The following is a 23027-nucleotide window of genomic DNA, read 5'->3' on the forward strand; positions in this document are numbered from 1 at the left end:
CAACGGCCGACCGAACGCGTCCCGGAGCGTACCGTCCTGCCTCAGCCGGTGCCGTCCTGCACCGGATAGTGGATGACGACCGCACCGCCGGTGGCGTAGTTGGCGACATCGGCGGCCACCCGCCGGCCGTGCGGCGACGCCCGCGCCGCGGCCAAGGCGGCGGCGTCGGCGAAGTCGCCTTCGAAGACCGCGAAATACGGCGCTTCCCCCCCGGTCGCCGCCACGTCGAAGCTGTAGCGCCACGCAAGCAGGCCGGGCCAGTTCATGACCAGCGGAAGGTGGTTGGCCACGTAGTAGTCGCGGAAGTGGTCAGGGTCGGCGGGCTTGGGATACAGGACCAGCAACCTGTGCATGACGTCCTCCGTCCGGATCGGGGTCGGCGGGCTTGGAATGCGTCTCGGTGAGGGAGGCCGGCGCCGCAACGGTGCCGTGACCGCACGCGGCAGTTCGCCCGGGCGTCATGCGCGCGAGCGGCGCACCTGCCTGCTCGGTGTACGGCGCTTCCAGCAGGGCTGTCCGCGACATCGGCTCTCCCACTGAGGGTGTCTCGAAATCAGAAACACCAGGAACGCTAGCGTTTCGAATAACGAAACACAAGGAGGGTCGTGCCGACACCGCGCCCGGGAACACCGGTTCGTTGATCGACTACCGGCCGTCCGATCATGGCCGCGATGGATCTCTCCGGCCGTCCGATCACTCTGCTGTCCGTCGGGCACGCCTGCGTCGACGTCCACCAGGGCGCGGTGGCGTCCGGGTGCGACGGCCGGCCTTCGTCGGCCCCGCTGCGGCCGGCCTCCGTCCGCCCCGCCACGGCCGGCCTTCCTCACCGCGGTGCACTCGGGAGGCCCCTGCACGCGCACGGCCCCTCTGCCGCCCCGGCGGAAGGGGCCGTGCGCACCCGAACGCCGGCTGACGGGCGGACGGGCGCGGACGGGAGGGCCCTGCGTCAATCGGCCGTCGTGGGCGTGGATATCGTGTCCGCCGTCGCCACGCGGCCGGCTTCTCGGCGTGCGGCCTTTTGCCATGTCAGGAGAGATCTGGGTGAAGTCCCGTATCACAGCGCTCCGGAGCGCCACGGCCGTCGCGGTGGCCGTGCTCACGGCGGCGCCCGCCGTCGGGTCCGCCGAAGCCGCGCCCGCCGGAGGCCCGGACACCAAGGCGGTGACGTACCAGGGCCGCGTCTTCCGGGTGCCCACGGCCTGGGCGGTGGTGGATCTGGCCGTGAACCCGCAGGCCTGTGTCCGCTTCGACCAGCACGCGGTGTACCTCGGGCACCCGGGCGAACAGCAGGTCTGCCCGCCGCGGTTGATCGGCCGTACGGAGGCGCTGCTGGTCGAGCCCGCCACGGCGGCCGCATCGGACCGGGAGGGCTCCAACCCCGTCGCGCACACGGTCCGGGCGAGTGACGGTGCCGTCGCGGTGACCGGGACGTACGACACGGACCAGGCGCTGGTGCGGCAGATCGTCACCGGCGCCGGGCTCACCCCCGAGCCGGCGCACCGGCCGGACCCTGCGCACCAGCCGGCACCGGCGCCCGCCGGATCCGGGAAGGCCACCGCACCGCGGTCCGCCGTTGCCGCGGCCCCGTCGTCCGACCTGGCCGCGGCCGCGCCGGCCGCGCCGGCTGCGGCGCCGGCGTCGGCGCTGGTACCGGCGTCGGCGACGAACTACACCGGCAAGGGGTTCGACGCCTGTACGGCGCCCTCCGGCGCCGCGATGAACGCGTGGATGACCTCCTCCCCGTACCGGGCGGTCGGCATCTACATCGGCGGCGCCAAGCGGGCCTGCGCCCAGCCGAACCTGACGGCCTCCTGGGTCCAGCAGCAGCAGGCCGCCGGCTGGGCCTTCATGCCGCTGTACGTCGGCGTGCAGGCCTCGAAGATCGCTTCCCCCGCCACCGAGGGCGCCAACGCCGCCGACGACGCGGTGAGCCAGGCCCAGGCCCTCGGCTTCGGCCCCGGCGCGATCCTCTACTACGACATGGAGGCCTACCTCCCGCAGTACTCGGGCGCGGTGCTCGGCTTCCTCACCGCCTGGACCAACGAGCTGCACGCCTGGGGCTACAACTCCGGCGTCTACAGCAGCTCCTCGTCCGGCATCAAGGACCTGGCCGCCAACGCCGGCAACAGCGCCTACGTCATGCCCGACGCCGTCTTCAGCGCGAACTGGAACGGCAGGGAGGACACCGACGACGCGGCGATACCGGCCGGGTACTGGTCCAACCACCAGCGCGTCCACCAGTACGCCTCGCCGGCGGACCCGGAGACCTGGGGCGGCTTCGCGATCGGGATCGACCAGGACTACCTCGACGTCCAGCTCACCAGCGCCCCGCCGTCCCAGTCCTCCGGGTTCTTCCTCGGCGTGCGCCAGAGCTCGGGCAACTGGCCCGGCTTCAGCCCGCTGGCGGGCGGCGCGGGTGTGTTCCGCGGCTCGGAGGCCGCGGTCGCCGGGCTGCCCGGGGGTTCCTCGCAGGAACTGGGCATCGGCCTGGACGGCCTGCTCTATCACGGGGTCCGCGCCGCGAACGGCGGCTGGTCCGGTTTCGCCGCGCTGCCCGGGGTCGGCACGCCCACCATGGCGGCCCGCCGGGCCGCGATCGCGGGGCTGCCGGACGGCTCCTCGCAGGTGCTGGCGATCGGCAACGACGGCAACGTCTACCACAAGACCCGGTTCGCCGACGGCAGTTGGAGCGGCTTCGCGGCGCTGCCCGGAATCGGCACCCCGACCATGGCGGCCGGGGACGTCGCCATCGCCGGCCTGCCCGACGGCTCCACCCAGGTGCTGGCGATCGGCAACGACGGCAACGTCTACCACGAGACCCGTTTCGCCAACGGCAGTTGGAGCGGCTTCGCGGCGCTGCCCGGTGTGAACAGCCCGCGCATGGCGGCCGGGCGGGTGGCCATCGCGGGGCTGCCGGACGGCTCCTCGCAGGTGCTGGCGATCGGCAACGACGGCAACGTCTACCACGAGACCCGTTTCGCCAACGGGAACTGGTCCGGCTTCGCCGCGCTCCCCGGCAACGGCACGCCCGCCATGGCCGCGCGGACGGTCGGCATCGCCGGCCTGCCGGACGGTTCGTCCCAGGTGGCGGTGGTCGGCGGGGACGGCAACGTCTACCACGAGACCCGCTTCGCGGGCGGCAACTGGTCCGGCTTCGGCACGGTCCAGGGCCCGTACGGCGCGAGCACCTTCCCGGCCCAGCGCGCCGCCATCGCCGGCCTGCCGGACGGCTCCAGCCAGCTCGTGGTCACCCGGAGCTGACCCGGGCACGGCCCCACCACCCCGGCGCCCCCGCCCCCCGGCAGTTCCCGGGGGGGCGGGGCCGCCGGGGGGCGGACGACAGTCCTCCGTGCCGTCGCCCAGCCCTCCATGCCCTCTCGCCGCCGCGCCCGGGCCGAGCACCTCCGCGCCGGCCGACCGGGCCCGCGTCGTCCCGGCCTCGCCTCCGAGCACGCCACCGGCCTGTGCGATGCCGGACCCGTCACCGGCCGCCGCGAGCGCTCCCTGGACCGCGGCCACGGCCCGGGGCTTGGGGACATCGGGCCTCACCCCCCGTTTGCGGACGCTTCCGGGCCGCGGTGGCGGGAAGAACCCGGGGCGGGGGAGGAGCTGCGGGAGTCAGCCGCAGGTGTCGCGGTAGCGGACGGTGGGGAGGAGGCGGGCCCACTCCGCGCGGGGCAGGGGCGGGCGCAGGACGGTGCAGGCCGCGGTGGCGGCCGCGGCGGGGTCGAGGCTCCACAGCGGGGCCGCGCCGTCGTCGCCCGCCGCGAGGGCGCGGCCGTCGGGCAGGAAGGCCAGCGCGTTCAGGGGCTGTCCCGGACCGGTGAGGGTGGCGAGCGGATCGGGGGAGGCGGGGTCCCAGAGGCGCAGGGCGCCCTCGTGGCCGACGGCGGCGACGGAGCGGCTGTCGGGGGTGAAGGCGAGCGCGTGGACGGTGTCGGCGCCGACCGTGCGGTCGGCGGTGCCCAGGAGACGGCCGGTCGGGGCGTCCCAGACGCGGACGAGGCGGTCGTTTCCAGCGGTGGCGATGCGCCGCCCGTCGGGGCTGACCGCGATCCGGCGGATGTGGTCGCCGTGCCGCATCGAGGTCTTCCGCGCGGTGGCCGCCGGGTCGCGGACGTCGAGCAGGTGCACGGCCGGCGTGGTGTGGGCGAAGGCGAGTTCGGGCCGCTCTCCGACGAACGCGACGGCGTTCACCTGGTCCTGGTCGTGATGCCACCGCGGCTGCGGCGGCGAGCCGTCCGGCGGGCCGACCAGCAGCCGGCCGTCGGCCGTGCCCGCGGCCAGCAGCGCGCCGTCCGGGCTGAGCGCGACGGCCGTCGGGCGGGCGCCGAGGTCGGTGGCGGCCAGTTCCCCGCCGTCCGAGCCGCGCCGCATCCGCAGGGTGCCGTCGGCCGTGGCGGCCACCCAGGTGCGGGCGGCGCGGTCGAGGGCCAGGCCGGTGACGGCGTGTCCGGTCGGCCCGGTGGCCCTGACGAGGCGGGGTGTGCGGCCGGTGACGTCCCACAGCGCGGTACGGCCGTCGGCCGTGCCGACCACGGCCCGGGTGCCGGCCGCGGCCACGGCCGTGACGGCGGGGCGGTCCGGACCGGGGGCGAGGTCGGTGCCGCGGCGCAGGTCCCACAGCAGGACGCTGCCGGGCGGGGAGCTGATCCCGGCGGAGGTGACGACGGTGCGGTTGTCGCTGCCGACGGCGACGCCGAGGACGAAGGTCGGGTGGCCCCGTAGTTCCGCGGTGGCCCGCCCGGTGGGCAGGTCCCAGACCCTGGCCGTCTGGTCGGCCCCGGCGGAGACCAGGGTGGTGTCGTCGGGGGTGAGGGCGAGGGCGTTGACGGAGCCGACGTGGCGCTGCGGCAGGTCCTGTGACGGCCAGGCCTGCGGCTCGGCGCCCTCTCCGCCCGGCGGGCCGCCGGGCGCGGCGGGCGGCCGCCACAGCCGGATGCCGCCCTGTTCACCGCCCACCGCGAGCAGCCGGCCGTCGGCGGCGAAGGCCAGCGAGCGCGGCATCGGCGCGCGCCCCGAGAACAGCACCGGGGCGCCGCCGTCCGGGCGCGGCGGCGTGTCCAGGTCCCGCACCAGGACCGTGCCGTCGGTGTCGGCCGAGGCCAGCCGGTGCCCGTCGCCGAAGCCGAGGCCCTGGATCACCCCCGTATGGTCCACCAGTGTCCGTACCGGCGGGGCGGCGCCGGCGTTCGTGCGCCAGATCCACACCCGGCCGGGCAGGTCGCCGTCCCCGCTGCCCGCCGCGAGGAGCGTGCCGTCCTGGCTGAACGCCACCCGCTTGGCGACGGAGGTGTTCCCGGTGGTGCTCACCGGCATCACCGGGGAGGGCAGCGGCTGCCGGTCGGCGACCCGCCACAGCAGGACCCGGTAGGCCGGGGTCTGGGTGAGCACGGCGGCCAGCAGCGTGCCGTCCGGGCTGAACTCGACGTCCTGGACGGGGTGGCCGACGCCGTGGTCCAGCAGTTCGGCGGCCATGGTCGTGGTGGCGGTGTCCCACAGGGCGATCTGCCCCTGCGAGTCGCCGGTGGCGACCAGGCGGCGGTCGGGGCTGAGCGCGAGGGCGTTGACGCCGAAGGCGAAGCCCGGGATCCGGCCGGTCAGGTACCGGGCCTGGGTGCTCAGGACCGCGTCCTCGGCCGGGCGGTGCAGCTCCGGTACGTTCGTGGGCGCGGCCCGCCGCGCCTCGACGGACTGCAGGAGCGCGGCGTAGGGGTCGTGGCCGGCGTTGCGCTCCGCGCCGGAGAGCAGCGCGTGCACCAGGTTCGCACGGTTCGCGGTGGCCGCCGTGTTCCGCTGCTGCCACGCCAGCGCCCCCGCCAGCAGCGCGCACACCAGCAGCACGGCGAGCGCGGCGACCAGCCGGCGCAGGGTGCGCACCCTGCGCCGCTCGGCCCGCTGCTCCTGCCGCTCCCGGGCATCGGCCGTCTCCAGGAACTCCCGTTCGTCGGGCGTGAGGGTGGGCACGTCCCCGGCAGTGGGCAGCGCCCACTGCCGGGCGAGTTCGAGGCGGCTGCCCCGGTAGAGCAGTGCCTCCTCGCGTCCCGACCCGGTCCAGTGCTCGGCGTCCTGGGCGAGCTGCTGGTGCAGCCGCAGTCCGGCCCCGGCCTCCTCGATCCACTCCCTGAGGCGCGGCCAGGCGCGCAGCAGCGCCTCGTGGCTGAGTGCCGCCCCCGTGGCGTCCAGGGTGATCAGCCGGTCGGCGGCGAAGGAGGCCAGCACGCGGTCGAGCCGGTCCGGGTCGTTGTCGGTGGCCGCCAACGCGGACCGTTCGGCGCGGCGGCGCACCACCTGGCCGTCCGGGCCGACGTGCACCAGCCGCAGCAGAAGCCGGCGTGCGGTGACCCGGGCCTCCTCGTCCAGCCGCGACCAGGCACGCTCGGCGGTCAGCGCGACGGAGCCGTGCAGCCCGCCGATCGCCCGGTAGCCGTCCAGGGTGAGGGAGCGGGCTGTGCGCTGCTGCCAGACGGCCCGCAGGGTGTGCGCGAGCAGGGGCAACGCGCCGGGGTCGTAGACGCGTTCGGGGTGGCCGGGGTCCAGGCCGAGGTCGGCCGTCAGCAGGTCCAGCAGGCCCGGTTCGAGATCGAGGCCGGCGGTCCGGGCCGGGGCGGTGACCGCGGAGTGCAGTTCGCCGGCCGTCATCGGGCCGAGGGCGAGCTGCCCGCGCCGCACGGCGCGCAGTAGGCCGTCGTGGGCCAGGCAGTGGCCGTAGAGGTCGGCGCGCACCCCGAGGACGACCAGCCTGCTGCCGGCCGGTCCGGCCTCGTGGCAGAGCCGGTCGAGGAAGGCGCGCCGCTCGCCGGCGTCGGGGCACAGGGTGAACAGTTCCTCGGCCTGGTCCACGATCCAGACCATCGTGGCCGGCCGCCCGGCGACGGCGGCAAGTCTCGCCGAGGGTCCGGCGCCCGGCGTCAGGACCTCGGCGGTCACCGGGCCGAGGCCGGCGAGGGCGCCGCGCCGCAGGGCGGGGACGAGGCCCGCGCACAGCAGGGAGGACTTGCCGGCGCCGGAGGGTCCGACGACGAGCACCGGACCGCCGCGGTCGGTCGCCCGTTCGCCGAGCAGGCCGAGCAGTTCGGCCCGTGCCCGGTCGCGGCCGTGGAACCAGCGTTCGTCCTGCGCCTTGAACGAGGCGAGCCCCGGGTACGGGCACTGGCCGCGGGTGGCCAGCTCGATCAGGGCGCCCCGCGCGCGCAGGGCGGTGTCGCAGGCGTGCGCGAAGTCGGTGGTGGGGGGCTTGGCACCGGTCTCCACCTTGCTGATGTGGCTGCGGTCGTAGTGCACCAGGGCGGCCAGTCCGGCCAGGGAGAGGCGTTGCGCCTGGCGCAGTGCCCGCAGAGCGGCGCCGAAGCCCGGCTCGTCGGTGCCGCCGTCCGGTACGGGGCCGGGCCCCGGTTCGACTGCGGGGCGCCGCCCGCCGTGCTCCGTGTCCATCAGCCACCCCCGGTCGGATCGTGTCCCGACCGCTCAACGAGCCGGCCGACGGTGCGTCACGGGTATCGGGCCCGCGCGGAAACGGCAGGTCAAGGGTGTTGTCGAGGGGCCGTCGGCGGGCGACAACAGGCACCTGGTGCAGGCCGGACGGCCGCCGGGCGAAGCTCTCACCAGGCCCGCCAACGAGGCGGCGCACCACCGGCCGCACCATCCGGCCGACGCCCCGTCACCGCCCTCCCCGTCCACAGCAGAGGAGAACCCACGATGTCGCACCCGCCCCGCCGCACGCTCGTCGGAGCGCTTCGGGCGGCCGCCGTCACCACGGCCGCGCTCGCCGTCACGGTGGTCGCACTCGGGCCGGTTCCGCCCGCCGGGGCCGCCGGTACCGGGCCGGACGCCTACACCGTGCGCGGCTTCGACAGCTCCCACCACAACCACGAGACGAAGAACGGCGACAAGGCCTACGACTGGCCCGCCGTCGTGCGCGGCGGCCAGTCCTTCGTCTACCTCAAGGCCACCGAGGGCCTCACCTTCGACGACGGCTGGTTCGGCCGCGACATCGCCGGCGCCCGCTCGGTGGACCTCGTCCACGGCGCCTACCACTTCTTCAAGCCGGACAAGGACGGCACCGCCCAGGCCGACCACTTCCTCGACGTCCTGCGCCGTGAGGGCCTCACCGGCGCCGGGCCGGGCGAGCTGCCCCCGGCCCTGGACCTGGAGGAGTGCGGCAAGGACGGCCGGATCCCGCTCGGCCAGGTCAAGGCCTTCCTCCAGCGCGTCCGGCAGGTCACCGGCACCGCGCCGGTCGTCTACACCCGGCGCAACGTCGTCGACGAGTGCCTCGGCGGCACGAAGGACCTCGCCGGCCACCGCAGCTGGCTCGCCCGCTACGGCACCACCGCGCCCCAGCCGCTGCCCGGCGCCGCCGGCTGGGACTTCTGGCAGCACAGCGAGCGGGCTGGGGTGCCCGGCACGGCCGGCCTGCCGATGGACGCCGACGTCTTCCACGGCGACCTTGCCGCACTGCACCGCCTCGCCCACGTGGGCTGAGACCCCGCGGTCCCGACACCGGCCACCACACCGGCCACCAGAAAATCGAACACCCCGCCAGAAAGGCAGGAACCCCTGATGAACCGCTTCCACCGCTGGAGCGTCCCCGCCCTCGCCGCGACCGCCCTGCTCGGCTCCCTCGCGCTCACCGGCCCCGCCGCCGCGACCACGCCCCCCGGCGGCGCCACCGCCACCGCCGTCGCCCAGGAGCCGGGCCTGCGGGCCGGCGCGCCGAAGATCACCCGGGCCGAGGAGATCCGCCGCGCCAAGCTGTGGCTGACCGACAACGGCGGCAACGCCGTCCCGTACTCCCAGACCAAGCACTGGAAGGACGGCTACCGCCAGGACTGCTCCGGCTACGCCTCGATGGCGCTCAAGCTCCCCAAGTCCGGGCCGAACACCGTCGCGCTGAAGAACGACGGCTGGACCAAGCCCATCAAGATGTCCGAGCTGCGCCAGGGCGACCTGATCATCAAGGCGAACAGTGACGACCCGAACCACCGTCACGTCGTGATCTTCGACAAGTGGGAGGGCGACAAGCGCTCCTACCTCGCCTACGAGCAGGCCGGCCACGTGGGGACCCGGCACGCCACGCACAGCTACGGCCTGAAGTCCGGCGACGGCTACCACGCCTACCGCCCGGTCAACCTGTCCGACTGACCGCTTCCCGGCGCCCGCGCCCCCTGCGGCCACCGGCTCCCACCGGTCCGCAGGGGGCGCGGGGCCGGTACGATCCTTCGTCGGCAACCCGTCGTCCCGCCTTTCACCGCCGGCCGGACGGCGGTTCGCCCGTCGAGGACGCGCACCGCCGGAGAAGGAGACGCCCCGTCATGACACCCGCCGCCCGGCCGAGTTCACCGGAGGACGTCGCGGTGGTGCTGTCGGGCTACGGCCCGGTCGGCCGCGCTTTCGCCGACCTGGTGCGCACCCGGGGCGACGAACTCGCCCACCGCTACGGGGTCCGGCTGCGGCTCGGCGCCGTTCGGACCGGCTCCGCGCACTGCCTGCCGCGCCCGGGCGACCCGGTGCCGCCGCGCCCGGCCTGGGGGCCGCCGGCGGCGCTGGAGGAGAGCCTCGACCGGAGCAACGCACGCGTCCTGGTCCAGGCGCTGCCGTCCTCGCCGGCGGTGCGGCGCCAGGCCGCCGAGGAGGCGGTCCTGGCCCTGCGCCGCGGGGTCCACGTGGTCACGGCGGCCAAGGGCCACCTGCTCACCCACTGGTCCGAACTCGGCGAGGCCGCGCAGGCCGGCCGCAGCCTGATCAGGATCTCCGGGGCCACCGGCGCTGCGCTGCCGACGGCCGACCTGGCGCGGTCGGGCCTTCGCGGTCTCGGATGCCGGTCGGTGCGGGCGTGCCCCAACGGGACCGCCACCTTCGTCCTCGACCGGCTCGCGGCTGGGGAGTCCCTGGAGGAGGCGGTCGGCGCGGCGCAGCGGCGGGGCATCGCGGAGGCCGACCCCTCGGCCGACCTCTCCGGGGAGGACGCGGCCACCAAGGTGCGGCTGCTGGCCGCCCTGCTGTGGGGGTGGGAACCGTCGGCCGTGCGGGTGCGGACGGAGCCGGTGGACGGGCACACCGCGCCGGCGGCCCGGGCCGCGGCCGCCCGGGGGAACAGGCTGCGGGCGGTGGCGGGCGCGAGTGTGGACGAGCCCCTGGTGGTCCGCGTCAGGCTGGAGGAGACCGCTCCGGGTGATCCGCTCCACGCACTGGCCGGGCCGGAGAAGGCCGTCGTCTACGGCTGCCCGGAGGCGGGGGACATCACCGTGAGCGGCGGCCGGTCCAGCCCGGTCGGTGCGGCTCTCGCGATGCTCAAGGACACCCTTGACGTGACGACGGCCGGCCGTTTCGGCTTCGGCTGAGGGCCTCGCGGCGGATCCGGCGCGCGGGCGGCGACGGGCTCGGCGGCCACGAGGGGCAGGGCGCGCTCTCGTGGGCGCCGGGCCGGGAGGCCGACGGGCACTCGTCCGCCGGCCGGGTGGGATCAGCTCTCGTGACGGTCCGGCCGAGTCGACGTCCAGCCAGACGCAACTTCTTCGCATTAAGCTGTGCGCATGAGTGCCCGAGCGACCACACGCCCCGGCGGGCGCAGCGCCCGCGTCCAGCAGTCCGTGCACCAGGCCGTCCGTGACCTGGAGGCGGAGGTGGGGCGGGATGCGCTCACCGTGCCGCTGATCGCCGCCCGTGCGGGAGTGACGCCGTCCACCGTCTACCGGCGTTGGGGGGACCTGCGGGAGCTGCTGTCCGACGTGGCCGTCGAGCGGTTGCGCCCCGACGCCCCGCCGGCCGACCACGGCAGCCTGTGGGCGGACCTGGAGGCGTGGACGGTGCAGTTCGCCGAGGAGATGTCCTCGACGGCGGGGCGCACGTACATCCGCGACGCCCTGCTGGGCGACCCCGGGCAGGGCAACGCGGCCCGGTGCTCCGACTACGCCGCCGAACAGTTGAAGGCCATCGGCGTGCGCGCGGCCGGGCGCGGGGAGGCGGTGCCCGACGTGGAGACCCTGCTGGACGTCGTCGTCGCCCCCCTGATGTACCGGATCCTGTTCCGCCCCTCGGACCTGTCCGCGGCCTACGCCGGCCATCTGGTGGCGGCGGTGCTCGGTCGTGGCCTGCCCCTCTCGCCGCCTAAAAGCTAAATATTTGCGTTCCAGGCGGCGGGGGCCGTAGGGTACTTAACGCAAAGCATTCGCCTTAAGGCTCCGAGGTGTTCCATGACCAGCGTCACGGCCTTACCGTCCCACCCCCGCCGGTCCCACCCCCGCCGCCCGCCCGCGGCGAGCCGCCAAAGCTCCTTCCGGCTCCACGCCCTGGTCCTGGTCGGCCTGCTGGCCGCCTCCAGCGCACCGACCCCGCTCTACGCGCTCTACCAGGCCGCATGGCACTTCTCGGCCCTGACGCTGACCGTCGTGTTCAGCGCCTACGCGCTCGCCCTGCTGGTGGCACTGCTGACCGCGGGCACGCTCTCGGACCACCTGGGCCGCCGCCCGGTCCTCGCCGGGGCACTGCTGGCGGAAAGCGCCGCCATGGCCGTCTTCGCCACCGCCCAGGGAGTACCGGCGCTGATCGCCGCCCGGATCCTGCAGGGCCTGGCCACCGGCGTGGCCACCAGCGCCGCCGGAGCCGCCCTGCTCGACTTCGAGGCCCCCGACCGCCCGGGCCGGGCAACGGCCGCCAACGGCATCGCCCCCGTGGCCGGCATGGCGGCCGGCGTACTGGTCGCCACCGCCCTCGGGCAGTACGCCCCCGCCCCGACCCGCACCGTCTACCTGCTGCTGCTCCTGCTCTTCACCGCACAGGCCGCCGCGGTCCTGCGCACCCCCGAGACCGCCGGCCTCAGCCCCGGCGCCCGGCGCTCACTGCGCCCGACGATCACTGTCGCCCCCGCCTCCCGGCCGGCCATGGCGCTCGTCGCGCCCGGCATCGCCGCCGCCTGGGCGCTGGGCGGCTTCTACTCCTCCCTCGGCCCCTCGCTCGCCCGGCTCATCGCCCCGGACACCGCCCACGCGACCGGCGGCCTGGTCTTCTTCACCCTGACGGCCGCGGCCGGCCTCACCGGGCACGCCGCCCGGGCACTGCCCGCCCGCACCGCGAACCTCGCCGGGACCGCGCTCCTGACCGCGGGGGCCCTGCTGACCCTGAGCGGCCCGTACCTGCACAGCCTGCCCGCGCTGTTCGCCGGCACCGCCCTGGCGGGCGCGGGCTTCGGCGCCGTCACCCAGGGCGCCCTGCGCCTGCTGCTCCCCCCGGCCGCCCCGGGCGAACGCGCCGGCACGCTCGCCGCCTACTACGTCCTCAGCTACCTCGCCATGAGCGTCCCCGCCGTCCTCGCCGGCCTGCTGACCAACCTGTACGGCCTGCAGACCGCCGTCTCGCTCTACGCCGCGACGGTCGTCCTGCTGACCCTGGCCGGCCTCACCCGCGCCGTGCGCCGGCCGCGCACCGCCTGACCGAACCCGACCCGCCCCCAACGTGAGGACCCACCGATGAGCACCGCCACGCCCCGTCAGGCCATCCCCGCCGCGAGCACGGGATGGAGCCTCGGCGACATCGCCGTGCACCGCGTCGACGAGATCGAACTGCCGCGCCAGACCGGACCGTGGCTGCTGCCGGACGCCACCAAGGAAGTACTGGACGAGGCGCCGTGGTTGCGCCCCGACTTCGCCGACGCCGACGTCCCGCGCCTGGCGAGCCACAGCTTCGCGGTGGAGGCCGGTGGGCTGCGCATCGTCGTGGACACCGGCATCGGCAACGGCAAGACCCGGGCCAACCCGGCCTGGAAGGGTCTCGACACCGACTTCCTGGAGCGGCTCGCGGCGGCCGGCTTCGCGCCCGAGTCCGTGGACCTGGTGATCAACACGCACCTGCACACCGACCACGTCGGCTGGAACACCCGCCGCGCGGGCGAGGACTGGATCCCCACCTTCCCCAACGCCCGCTACCTCACCAGCCGCACCGAATGGGACCACTGGGCCGCCACCGACCTGGACGAGGCCCGCACCCAGATGTTCCGCGACTCCGTCCACCCGGTGCGCGACGCCGGGCAGTACGACCTCGTACCCGTGCCCGGGCAGGGCCGTGAGGTGGCGCCGGGCGTCCTCCTGGTCCCCGCCCCGGGCCACACCCCGGGGCAGGTCGCCGTGGAACTGCGCGGCAGCGACCGCCGGGCGCTGATCACCGGCGACAGCATCCACCACCCCGTGCAGCTGTCCCACCCCCACGTGCACAGCTGCGTCGACATCGACCCGGCCCAGGCGGTGCGCACCCGCGCCCGGCTGCTCGACGCCCTGGCGGACACCGACGCGCTGCTGCTGGGCACGCACTTCCCGCGGCCCACCGCCGGCACCGTCCGCCGGGAGAACGGCCGCTACCGGCTGCTCGCCGAGCCGGGCGTCGAGATCCCGGTCACCGCGGTCTGACCACGTGGTCTGACCGCGTGGCCTGACCACGCGGCCGGTGCCGCCCGGCCGCCCCCGCACGGGCCGCCGGGCAGCCGTGGCGCCCGCGGCAACCCGGCCGCTCGGAACCCCTGGCAGGCCGCCGGTTCGTCCGCGCCGTCGGGTGCCAGGACCCGCCGCGATGCCCGGCCCACCGCTACCACGCCCCGGCCCGGCCGGCTGCCCCGTCCCTGGGCGAAGGCGGTGCCGGGGGGCGGCAGGGCTGCCGGCACGAGCGGGGCGGCCGGCCGGGCGCGCACCCGGTGGTTCACCGTGTTCCGCCGGGCTGCCCGGCCGGGACCGGGGGCGGGGGGAAGGAGGGCGGTGCGTCGGCCGGGTTGCCGCCCCAGGCGGTCTCGGGGGTGTCGGCGAGGGTGAAGGCGAGGGTGCCGCCGCGGCGGACGAAGTCCTCGCTCACCCAGGGGCGGCCGGTGGGGCGGCCGTCGGTGCTCAGCGCGTGGACGTAGCGGACGGTGTCGTCGGCGCCGGGCGCGGTGATGTCGATGGTGGGACCGTTGCCGCGGCGGATGGTGACGGCGGGGAAGCGGGGACTGGCGAGGACGAGTTCGGCCCGGCCCGGCACCTGCGGGTACAGGCCGAGGGAGGCCCACACCACCCAGGAGGACAGCTGTCCGAGGTCGTCGTTGCCCGGCTCTCCTCCGGGGCCGTCGGTGAACAGCGTGGTGAGGGCGCGCCGGACCACGTCCTGGGTCCGGTCCGGGCGGCCCGCGTAGGTGTAGGCCCACGGCGTGTTCAGGGAGGGTTCGTTGCCGAGGTAGGCGTAGGGCACCCGGGCGCCGGCGTTGAGCTCGGTGAAGAAGGTGTCGAGCCGGGACACGGCCGCCTGGTCGCCGCCCATCGCGTCGAACAGGCCGCGCTGGTCGTGGGGCACCATCCAGGTGTACTGGGCGGCGTTGCCCTCGGCGAAGCCGTCGGGCCGTTCGGGGCTGAAGGGCGGCCAGCTGCCGTCCGCGTCGCGGGGCTGGATGGAGCGGCCGGTGGCGTTGAAGAGGTTGCGCCAGTTCGCCGAGCGCCGCAGCAGGGCGTCGTGGGCGGCGGAGTCCCCGAGGCGGGCGGCGAGCTGGGCCAGCGCGAAGTCCGCGGTGGCGTATTCCAGGGTGACGGACGCGCTTTCCCCGCTGGTGGCCGTCGGGACGAATCCCGCTGTGTCGTAGGGCTCGTGGCCGGGGCGCTGGCGCGGGTCGTTCCGGCCCTGCCGGGCCAGCCGCAGCAGCAGGGCGGCGTCGAAGCCGGTGGCGCCGAAGGCGTGCACGGTGGCGGCCATGGTCGGCAGCGGGTCGCCGACCATCACGCCGGTGCCGCCGTTGGCCAGGGTCCAGCGGTCGAAGTAGCCGGCCGAGGCGCCCTGGTCGGTGATCGACTGCGCGATGTCGCCGGCCTCGTCGGGGGCGATCAGCGCGACCAGTTGGATCTGGGAGCGGTAGACGTCCCAGCCGGAGAAGTCCGCGTACTGGGCGTGGCCGGGGCGGGTGGTGCGGACCTGCCCGTCGAAGCCCGGGTAACGGCCGTCGGTGTCGCTGAACACGCTCGGGTGCAGCAGCGCGTGATAGAGCGCGGTGTAGAGGACCCGCCGCCCGGCGGTGGTGCCGCCCGCGACGGCGATCCGGCCCAGCAGGTCGTTCCAGCGTGCGCGGGTGCGGTTGCGGACCTCCTCCAGCGGGCTCCCCGCTGCTCGGCGCCCAGGTTGGCGCGGGCGCCCTCGGCACTGACGAAGGAGACCCCCACCCGGGCGGTGACCACGCGGTCGTCTCCGGTGTCGAAGGAGAGCACGGCCCTGGCGTCGGAGCCCGCTGCCGGGACGTTGCTGAAGGGGCGGTCGAACTCGGCGTGGAAGTAGACCCGGTAGTGGTTGGGCGTGCCGCAGAAGCCGCCGCTGTCGGTGTGCCCGGAGACGGTGGTGCCCGTGACGGCGAGCTCGCCGGACGCCGCGTTGAAGGCCCGGCCCGCGTCGAGTACGAGGGAGGCGGTGTGCCCGGCCGGGTAGGTGAAGCGGGCGATCCCGGACCGCTGGGTCACGGCCAGTTCGACGTCGATGCCGTTGGCGAGGGTCACCCCGTAGGAGCCGGGGGCGAGCCGTTCGTCGGCGTGCGAGAACGCGGTGAACGCCGTCGGCGTGCCGTCCAGGACGGGCATGAACGGGGTCGTGCCGTAGTCGCCGCAGCCCGCTCCGGAGATGTGGGTGAGGCTGAGGCCGCTCAGCCTCGGGTCGTCGTAGGTGTAGCCGCCGTGCTGGTACGTGAAGGTGTCGGGGCTCCACTGGAGCATGCCGAACGGCGCGGACGCGCCGGGGAAGGTGTTTCCGGCGCCACCGCCGTGGCCCCGGTCCGGGGCGTCGGCCCGGGTGCCGACGTACGGGTTGACGTAGCCGGCCGGGTCCTCGACCACCACATGCGCCGCGGGCCGCCCGGCGGTGCTCACGCCCGCCGGGCCGGCTCCGGGCGGCAGCGGCCCGGTGGCCGCCATCGTGGCCCCGAGCAGCAGGACGGCCCCGGCCCGCCTGAGGGAACGGAGACGGAACACACGACCTCCCGAGGAGCGTCCGGATGACGGACCATCAGGGGCATTCTGTCGGTGTCCCCACGGCGCACGAGGCCGCGACAGGCGGCTTGTCCCCCGTGTGGCCCGGGGCTCACGCGGCTCCGCAGACGCCGGCCCCGCCCGTCGTGGCGCCGCCGGCCGGCGGGCGGGGCGGTGGGTGGGGCGGTGGGCCGCCAGGGTGGCCGCCGCCCGGCCGGCGGCGGTCTCCGCAGTCGCCCGGTCGGCGTTCCCGGCCTGCTCCCGCAGGGGCCGCGGCGCCGTTCGTGGCAGGGCTCAGGCCGTTTCGTGGCAGGGCTCAGGCCGTGAGGCAGACCAGCGCGCCGAGCCCGGCCAGTGAGCAGTACCAGGCGAACGGCTTCAGCGTGTGCGTCCTGAAGTACTTGCTGAGGAAGTGCACGGCCGCGTACCCGCCGACGAAGGCCAGGACGCTCGCGACCGGGACCTGTGCACCGAGGTCGGCGCCGTTCGCGCCGATCAGCGAGGGCAGCTCGAACAGGGCGGCGGACCCGATCACGGGCGCGGTGAGGAGGAACGCGAAGCGGGCCGAGTCCTCGTGGGACAGGCCGTTGAGGACGCCGGCGCCGATGGTGATCCCCGTACGGCTGATCCCGGGCAGGAAGGCGGTGATCTGCGCCGCCCCGATGCAGACCGCCTGCCGGAAGCTCAACTGGACGATCCGACGGTCCGACTGCCCCTCGGCGGAGAGGTGCCGGTCACCCGGGGCGACGTACGGCTGCGCCCGTCGCCGGCCGGAGCCGCCGCGCCGGAGCAACTCGACGCCGAACAGCAGGAGGCCGTTCACGGTGAGGAAGACGGCGGCGGGGACGGGCCTGCCCAGCGTCGCCTTGAACACCCCGCTGATGGCCAGCCCGGCGGCACCGACGGGCGTGGCCCCCGCGATCACCAGCCAGGCGAGGCGCTGGTCCGGTTCGCGGATCAGCCGGCGGCGGACCGAACTGCACAGGCCCCGCGTGATCCGCGCCCAGTCCTGGCGGAACCTGATCACCAGCGCCAGCGTGGTGGCCAGGCGCAGCCCGACCAGGACGGCCAGGTACGGCGAGCCCGGAGCGGACACGTCGAGGTCGTGCCGCCAGCGCCCGCCGACCAGCGCGGGCAGCAGGATGCCGTGGCCGAGGCTGGAGACCGGGAACAGTTCGGTGACACCTTGGAGCAGCCCGACGCCGACGGCCTCGGGATAGGTCAGGACGGACATCTTCGACGACGACTTTCACGATCGGCGGGAGGCCCCTGCAGGACCTCCGCACGAGGGTGACGCCGCTTCCCCCGTCCCCCGGGCGGAGCGAGATTACTACAAGATGATCTATGTACTTCGCCGGGTCACCCGTGGTCGGCCCCTGCCCGGCAGCCGAGTTGACGCCCCGCCAGGGCGCGCGGGCGGGTGCCCCGGGAAGGCGCCTGCGCCCGTCAGGCGTCGAGTATCAGCTGCAGCAGCTCGTGCAGGTTCTCGCGCTGCGGTGTGGTGAGCCGGGCCAGGGGTTCGGCGGCGAAGGGCATGCGGGTGCGCAGGTCGGCGGCGACGGCGCGGCCGGCCGTGGTGGCGGCGACGAGCTTGACGCGGCGGTCGCCGGGGTCGGGGCTGCGCTCGACCAGGCCGCGGGACTCCAGCCGGTCGATGATGACGGTGACGTTGGAGGGCTCCGCGTGCAGGCGGTCGGCGATGCGGCGCATGGGGACCGGTTCCTCGGCGGCGAGCAGCGCCTTGGCGTGGAGCGGGGTCAGGTCGTGGGCGGCCGCCGCGGCCTCGGACTCCTGGATGTAGCGGCGGTTGACGGCCGCGAAGAGGCCGACGATCTCTCTGGTGAGCTCATCCGTGGGGGTGGACATGGCTTCAGCCTACCGAGGTGCTTGACAAGGTGAAGTGTCTCCCCGCATAGTTATGTTCAATATTGGTTATGAGGCATAAGTAAGGACTGAACGATGAGCACCAAGACCGTCCTGATCACCGGCACCTCCTCCGGCATCGGCCTGGCCACCGCCGTCGCCGCCGCACGCGGCGGCTGGCACGTGATCGCCACCATGCGCGACACCGCCAAGGCGGGCGCGCTGCTGGCGGCGGCGCAGGAGGCCGGGGTCACCGTCGACGTCCGCGCCCTGGACGTGACCGACCCGGCCGCGGTCCAGGCCTGCCTGGCCGGCCTCGACCGGCTGGACGCGCTGGTGAACAACGCCGGCGCGGGCCACGTCGGCACCCTGGAGCAGGAGGGCGTCGAGGACGTACGCGCCGTCATGGAGGTCAACTTCTTCGGCGTGCTGCACGTCACGAAGGCCGCCCTGCCCCTGCTGCGGGCGAGCGGGGGCCGCGTGATCACCGTGTCCAGCGTGGGCGGCGTGATCGGCCAGCCCTTCAACGAGGCCTACTGCGCCGCCAAGTTCGCGGTCGAGGGCTTCATGGAGTCCCTCGCACCGGTCGCGGCCACGGTCGGCGTGTCCGTGAGCGTGGTCGAACCGGGAGCGGTGGCGAGCGAGTTCGTCAGCAACGTGCGCCTCGCCGCCGACCCGCTGGAGCAGGCCGGGCCCTACGCGCCGGCCCTGTCCGCCTACCTGGAGCGCACCCGCGCCGCCTTCGCGAGCGCGCAGACGCCGCAGGACGTGGCGGCGCAGATGGTCGAGCTGCTCGCGGCCGAGCGGCCCGCCTTCCGGGTGCTCACCTCCGACGCCGCGCGCGCCTTCGCCGGGACGAAGCTGGGGGACCTCGACGGCTCGGCCGTCCTCGCCCTCACCGGCGCCTGGGTCCGCTGACCACCGGCCTCCCCGCCCCACCACCATCCAAGACGAGGACCGACATGTCCGAGAACACCGGCAGCACCGACCTCGACCGCCTGCGCACCACGCTGGCCGCGAGCGCCTACGAGCACCGGGTCCGGACCGTGCTGCACCGCTGGTACTGCGGCTACGAGGCCCCGCACATGAACCTCGACCAGCAGGGTGAACTCGTCACCGACGACTTCACCCTGCACCGCCCGCCCGAGGGCGACATGCCCAGCGTCCAGGGCCGCCAGGCCTACCTCGACAGCGTCTCCGCCCTTCCCGCCGGACAGAACAACGCCCACCACCTGCGCACCCTCGCCATCGAGCACACCGGCGCCGGCACCGCGCAGGTGGTGGTCACCCACGACTTCGAGACCGCCGGCCCGGCCATGACCGGCGCCGCACGCCTGCGCTACGACCTCGAACTCCTCCAGGAACCCGGCGAGCACCTGCCCCGGATCAGCACCATGGCCGAGCACATCCTCACCTACCAGCAGACGCCGTTCGCCGACGCGTACGCCGAGAACCGGGTGCTCGCCTTCGTCCACTACTGGCTCTCGCTCCTGGAACAGCCCGGCGCCGACGCCGAGCCACTGCGCGAACTGCTCGACGCCGACCTCGCCATGACCCTCTCCGGCGGCCGCGTCCTGCACACCTTCGACCAGGTCGCCGCCTGGTACACGGACACCGCCGGCCTGGTCGACCTCAGCACCCATCACCTCGCCGACCTCACCATCACCCCCGGAACCGGTGACACCCACGACCTCTCGGTCGACTTCGCCTGGGAGGGCATCACGCGCGAAGGCCAACCCATGACCGCACGCACCCGCCACCAGTGGACTCTCGCCGAAACCGGCGAACGCCACCTGCGCCTGCGGCGCTTCGCCGTCACCGTCCTCGACCCGTTCACCCCGGTCACCGCCCAGGAGGCACTCGCCCACCACGACGCCAACAAGGCCGGCTGACAGGGCACCCGCCGGCCGCCGCGCCCCTCGGCGCCAGGCCGCGGCCCCGGAGAGCGGGGTGCCGGGCCCCGGCCTCCGGGGCCCGGGGTGCAGGCGAGGACGGTGAGGACGGCGGTGATCGCGGCCCGGGCGGCGGACCGAGCGGCTACCGGCTTGCCGTACGCCATCCGCAACGCGTCTCGTCGCTGGTGGCGTTCGCCGCGGTCAGCCGGGCCTTCGAGCCGGCTGGCGAGAACCTCGACACGCGGCTGATGACCACGACCAGCGTCGGGAACTGGCTCCTGCGCCTCCTCGCGGCGCACGCCCCCAGGACCACCGTGGCACAGACCCTCAAGGCCGAAGGCGACCTGTCGAAGCAGGAGCTGCGCCTTTGGTCGACGACGTGCTCCAGGAGGAGCGCACGAAGGACGTCGTGCTCACCATGGCGGAGGTGGTCGCCGACCACGCCCACCGCCACGAAGGCATCGACAACGACCGCACCCGGTTCGCCGGGATCGGGTCACTCGAACTGGACAGGACCACTGGACCTGCTCGAACGCCAGACCTGATCCCACTCACCGTCCCCGAGATCCGCCGGTTGACCACCGACCTCGCCCGGCCTGTCCGCCGCAACATCGCCCATGTCCTGCACTGGTCCCGCTGGCGCCGCCGACGCCAGCGCCAGGCACGCACCAGCCACTACAAGAGACGAGGCCACAGCCCAAGAACTGAATCCTCGTCACGGCAAACACCGTTGCAGTACTAAGGCGACCGTGGGCTCGGTCGCCGGTCAGCAAGGTGCTACTTCGGCTGCCCGTTGGGCGAGTTCGGTGGCTCCGGGGATCCCCCGCTTCGAGTAGACGGCCATGGCTGAGTTCACGGCGAGGAGTTCCTTGGTGTTCCGGTGGGACGCCACGCCGTCCGTGGTGTCGAGGAACTGGTTCCAGAGGGCCACGGCCTCCTCGTGCCGGCGTTGGGACGCCACCGATTTGGCCAGGTTCGCGATGGTCAGGCCACGGACCCGCTGGTAGGTGCCGGGGACGCGGCCCTCCAGGGCTTTGCGGTAGTGGCGCTCGGCGGCACGGTAGTCCTTCGTCTCGGTGAGGGTGCGGCCGGTGTGCGACGCGACGGTGGAGGCGACGGGGCCGGAGGCCGCGGCATAGGTGGGGATGGTGCCGTCTGCGGCGGGCAGGGCGTCCTCGGCGGCCAGGAGCGCCCGAGCCGCGTCCTTGCTCCGGCCGCTCGCTCCGTAGGCGCGGGCGGCCGTGACAAGCAACAGCGCCTCCGTACCGCGGTCTACCCTGCCTGCGGCGCGGGTGAGTGCGGCTTCGGCGAGGTCAACGCAGTGCTTCGGCCGGCCGAGGTCGAGGGCCTGATGGGTCTGGGCACGCATCATCCAGGCCGCGTGGCCGTTCGGGTCGGACTCGCAGGCGAGTTGGAAGCCGAGCAGGTAGTACCTCTGGGCGGCTCCCTCGCGGCCGAGGTCGTGTAGTTTCCAGCCGACCAGGGTCGCCAGTTCGGCTGCCGCGCCGAAGGCGTTCTTCCGCACGTCCTCGGAGGGGTAGGCGGCCCGGAGCATCGGCAGGACGGTGTCGGTCAGGTAAGCGGTGACTGTGGACAGTCCGTGACCGCCGCCGAGCCTGTCGTCGGCGCTGCGGAAGGTCTCGGTGAGGGTCCGCACGGTGGCGACCTCGTCGGAGCCGATCCGGCCGCCGCTCCGTGCCGATCGGAGTATCGCGGCGACGGCCTCGTGGTCGTAGGCGAGTGGCAGCCCGACGGCTGCGGTGGAGAAGGCGAGGGCGAGGAAGTCGCGGCGGCGGTGCATGACGAGCCTCCCGAGGTCGGCGGCAGTGGCCAGAGGGTCGGGGGTGATGGCCTCCCCAATGCCGTCGGAGCCTAGACCGATCTCGGCGAGCGTCACCGTCCGCTTCGTCATTCTCGTCAGGGCCTCGGCGATGTAGCCCGCCGTTCTGCCGGTGGGGTTGCCACCAGCGACCCAGGAGTGGACGGCTGAGGGCGATGTCCGCAGGACCTCCCCGGCCTCGGCCGCGACTGCCCGAATGGCCTTCGCGAGGGCTTGATACGTACACCCGGCTTCCTCGATGACGGCCGCCAGCCGTTCATTCGGCACCTTACGCCCAGTCAACTTGCATCCCCATAAGTGATCTTGAACGAATTGAATGGGATGGGAGGGCCATCACCGTACCTCCGGCGCGTGGTCGGCGGTTCACTGAACGCACAAATCCGCACCACAGAGGGGACATCCTCCATGGCCGACGTGTATTGCGACCCGCGACTGCGCGAACTGGCGGGGGCCCGCGTGCTGGTCACCGGCGGCGGTGGGCTGGTCGGCAGTCGCATCGTCGCGCAACTCGCGGCGCTCGGCGCCCACGCACTGGTCCTGGACCGCTTCGACGCCTACCCGCACCCGGTCCGGGACCGGTTCCAGGTGGACCGGCATGCGGAGAAGGTCGTGCTGGGCGACGTCCGGGAGCGGGCAGCGGTCAAATGGCTGGCCGGCCGCGCGGACTTCGTGGTCCACGCCGCCGCGTACGCCGACGTCGCCGCCTGCACGCGCCGGCCCGACACCGCGTTCGCCGCCAACGTCCACGGCACCCAGACCCTGCTGGACGCGGTCGTGGAGTCGCCGGTGAAGCGTCTGGTGTTCGTGTCCTCCGCCGCCGTCTACGGCGACGGGGCCCCGGGCGGCGCGCCACGGTTCACCGAGGAGCAGCCGTTGACCCCGATCTCGGTCTACGCCAACACGAAGCTGTGGGGCGAGCACCAGGTGCGGCTGATGCTCGGCGGCACCGCCACCGGGTTCTCGATCGTGCGGTACTTCTCGGTCTACGGCGACCCGCAGGTACCGAAGCCCGGCTCGCACTCGTGGATGGTGCCGTGGCTGGCGATGTTCGCCGAGACCGGCCGGCCGTTGCGGCTCAACGGCGGAGGGCGGCAGGTGCGCGACATGGTGCACGTCGAGGACATCGCGCACGCCACCGTCCTCGCCCTGGTCGCCGACCGGGCTGCCGGTCAGACCGTCAACATCGGTACCGGCATCCCGACCTCGGTCCGTGAGATCGCCGAACTGATTGCCGCACGCTACCCGGACGTGACGTACGTAAACACGCCGAGGCCCGAAGGCGATCCGCGCGGTGGCTTCGCCGACACCCGCCGCGCCGCCGACCTTCTCGGCTGGCAACCCACGATCCCCCTCGCCGAGGGCATCGGCCGCTACGTGACCTGGCTCAGGACGACGCCCGACGCGATCCCCGACTGGTTCACCGCCATGCCCGCCACCTCGGCCACCGTCCTGGCAGCCTGAACGAAGGATCAG

17 protein-coding genes and 1 pseudogene are annotated in these 23027 nt (G+C 74.5%); 11 read left to right on the top strand and 7 right to left on the bottom strand.

Translation table 11 applies throughout. From position 1 onward, the window contains the following. Positions 1-41 precede the first annotated feature (41 nt). Positions 42-353, bottom strand: coding sequence for an EthD family reductase (locus J5Y04_RS15855; protein ID WP_209412665.1), 312 nt, complete (start codon positions 351-353; stop codon positions 42-44). A gap of 688 nt (positions 354-1041) precedes the next feature. Between J5Y04_RS15855 and J5Y04_RS15860 the strand changes: the two genes are divergently transcribed. Further along, a complete protein-coding gene (locus J5Y04_RS15860; protein WP_307853139.1) occupies positions 1042-3261 on the top strand; it encodes a glycoside hydrolase domain-containing protein in 2220 nt (739 codons plus the stop codon). A gap of 357 nt (positions 3262-3618) precedes the next feature. Here the strand turns inward: J5Y04_RS15860 and J5Y04_RS15865 are convergent, their stop codons facing one another. Further along, complete coding sequence (locus tag J5Y04_RS15865) at positions 3619-7434, bottom strand: helix-turn-helix domain-containing protein (RefSeq protein ID WP_209412667.1); 3816 nt, start codon at positions 7432-7434, stop codon at positions 3619-3621. A 264-nt stretch (positions 7435-7698) separates the two neighbouring features. On the opposite strand from J5Y04_RS15865, the gene J5Y04_RS15870 reads away from it, so the two are divergent. From J5Y04_RS15870 to J5Y04_RS15895, 6 genes are all read left to right on the top strand, one after another. After that, positions 7699-8484, top strand: coding sequence for a glycoside hydrolase family 25 protein (locus J5Y04_RS15870; RefSeq protein WP_209412668.1), 786 nt, complete (start codon positions 7699-7701; stop codon positions 8482-8484). A gap of 78 nt (positions 8485-8562) precedes the next feature. After that, positions 8563-9144, top strand: a complete 582-nt coding sequence (locus tag J5Y04_RS15875) for a hypothetical protein (protein ID WP_209412669.1) — start codon at positions 8563-8565, stop codon at positions 9142-9144. Between the two features lie 170 nt (positions 9145-9314). Then, positions 9315-10343, top strand: coding sequence for a homoserine dehydrogenase (locus J5Y04_RS15880; RefSeq protein WP_209412670.1), 1029 nt, complete (start codon positions 9315-9317; stop codon positions 10341-10343). 192 nt (positions 10344-10535) lie between these two features. After that, positions 10536-11120 (top strand): TetR/AcrR family transcriptional regulator, encoded by a 585-nt coding sequence (locus J5Y04_RS15885; RefSeq protein ID WP_209412671.1) that lies wholly within the window; start codon positions 10536-10538, stop codon positions 11118-11120. 75 nt (positions 11121-11195) lie between these two features. After that, positions 11196-12431: an MFS transporter gene (locus J5Y04_RS15890; RefSeq protein ID WP_209412672.1), complete on the top strand. Its 1236-nt coding sequence runs from the start codon at positions 11196-11198 to the stop codon at positions 12429-12431. A gap of 36 nt (positions 12432-12467) precedes the next feature. Next, on the top strand, positions 12468-13400 hold the full coding sequence (locus J5Y04_RS15895) for an MBL fold metallo-hydrolase (protein WP_209412673.1): 933 nt from the start codon (positions 12468-12470) through the stop codon (positions 13398-13400). Between the two features lie 286 nt (positions 13401-13686). Here J5Y04_RS15895 and J5Y04_RS41780 read toward each other — a convergent pair whose 3' ends face one another. The 4 genes and pseudogenes from J5Y04_RS41780 to J5Y04_RS15910 all read right to left on the bottom strand — a co-directional run bounded on the left by J5Y04_RS41780 (position 13687) and on the right by J5Y04_RS15910 (position 17822). After that, a complete protein-coding gene (locus J5Y04_RS41780; protein ID WP_307853155.1) occupies positions 13687-15303 on the bottom strand; it encodes a glycoside hydrolase family 92 protein in 1617 nt (538 codons plus the stop codon). Next, positions 15213-15902 (bottom strand): annotated as a pseudogene (locus J5Y04_RS41785) (glycoside hydrolase family 92 protein); the annotation flags it as partial. The gene J5Y04_RS41780 and the pseudogene J5Y04_RS41785, both read right to left, overlap by 91 nt. Before the next feature lie 370 nt (positions 15903-16272). Then, positions 16273-17190 carry an undecaprenyl-diphosphate phosphatase gene (locus J5Y04_RS15905; protein WP_209412674.1) on the bottom strand — a complete coding sequence of 306 codons (918 nt, stop codon included), beginning with the start codon at positions 17188-17190 and terminating at the stop codon, positions 16273-16275. Positions 17191-17402: 212 nt separating this feature from the next. After that, the gene (locus J5Y04_RS15910; protein ID WP_209412675.1) at positions 17403-17822 is read right to left on the bottom strand and encodes a MarR family winged helix-turn-helix transcriptional regulator; all 420 of its coding nucleotides are present in this window, start codon (positions 17820-17822) and stop codon (positions 17403-17405) included. Between the two features lie 93 nt (positions 17823-17915). Here J5Y04_RS15910 and J5Y04_RS15915 point away from each other — a divergent pair, with 93 nt between their 5' ends. The 3 genes from J5Y04_RS15915 to J5Y04_RS15925 all read left to right on the top strand — a co-directional run bounded on the left by J5Y04_RS15915 (position 17916) and on the right by J5Y04_RS15925 (position 20456). Then, positions 17916-18737, top strand: coding sequence for an SDR family oxidoreductase (locus J5Y04_RS15915; protein WP_209412676.1), 822 nt, complete (start codon positions 17916-17918; stop codon positions 18735-18737). Between the two features lie 44 nt (positions 18738-18781). Continuing rightward, positions 18782-19711: a hypothetical protein gene (locus J5Y04_RS15920; protein ID WP_209412677.1), complete on the top strand. Its 930-nt coding sequence runs from the start codon at positions 18782-18784 to the stop codon at positions 19709-19711. Positions 19712-20081: 370 nt separating this feature from the next. Next, positions 20082-20456 carry a hypothetical protein gene (locus J5Y04_RS15925; protein WP_209412678.1) on the top strand — a complete coding sequence of 125 codons (375 nt, stop codon included), beginning with the start codon at positions 20082-20084 and terminating at the stop codon, positions 20454-20456. Between the two features lie 24 nt (positions 20457-20480). On the opposite strand, the gene J5Y04_RS15930 is transcribed toward J5Y04_RS15925, so the two are convergent. Beyond that, positions 20481-21836: a tetratricopeptide repeat protein gene (locus tag J5Y04_RS15930; protein ID WP_209412679.1), complete on the bottom strand. Its 1356-nt coding sequence runs from the start codon at positions 21834-21836 to the stop codon at positions 20481-20483. Positions 21837-21959: 123 nt separating this feature from the next. On the opposite strand from J5Y04_RS15930, the gene J5Y04_RS15935 reads away from it, so the two are divergent. Next, the gene (locus J5Y04_RS15935; RefSeq protein WP_209412680.1) at positions 21960-23015 is read left to right on the top strand and encodes an NAD(P)-dependent oxidoreductase; all 1056 of its coding nucleotides are present in this window, start codon (positions 21960-21962) and stop codon (positions 23013-23015) included. Positions 23016-23027 lie beyond the last annotated feature (12 nt).

The organism is Kitasatospora sp. RG8 (assembly GCF_017813315.1).
Taxonomy (GTDB): domain Bacteria; phylum Actinomycetota; class Actinomycetes; order Streptomycetales; family Streptomycetaceae; genus Kitasatospora.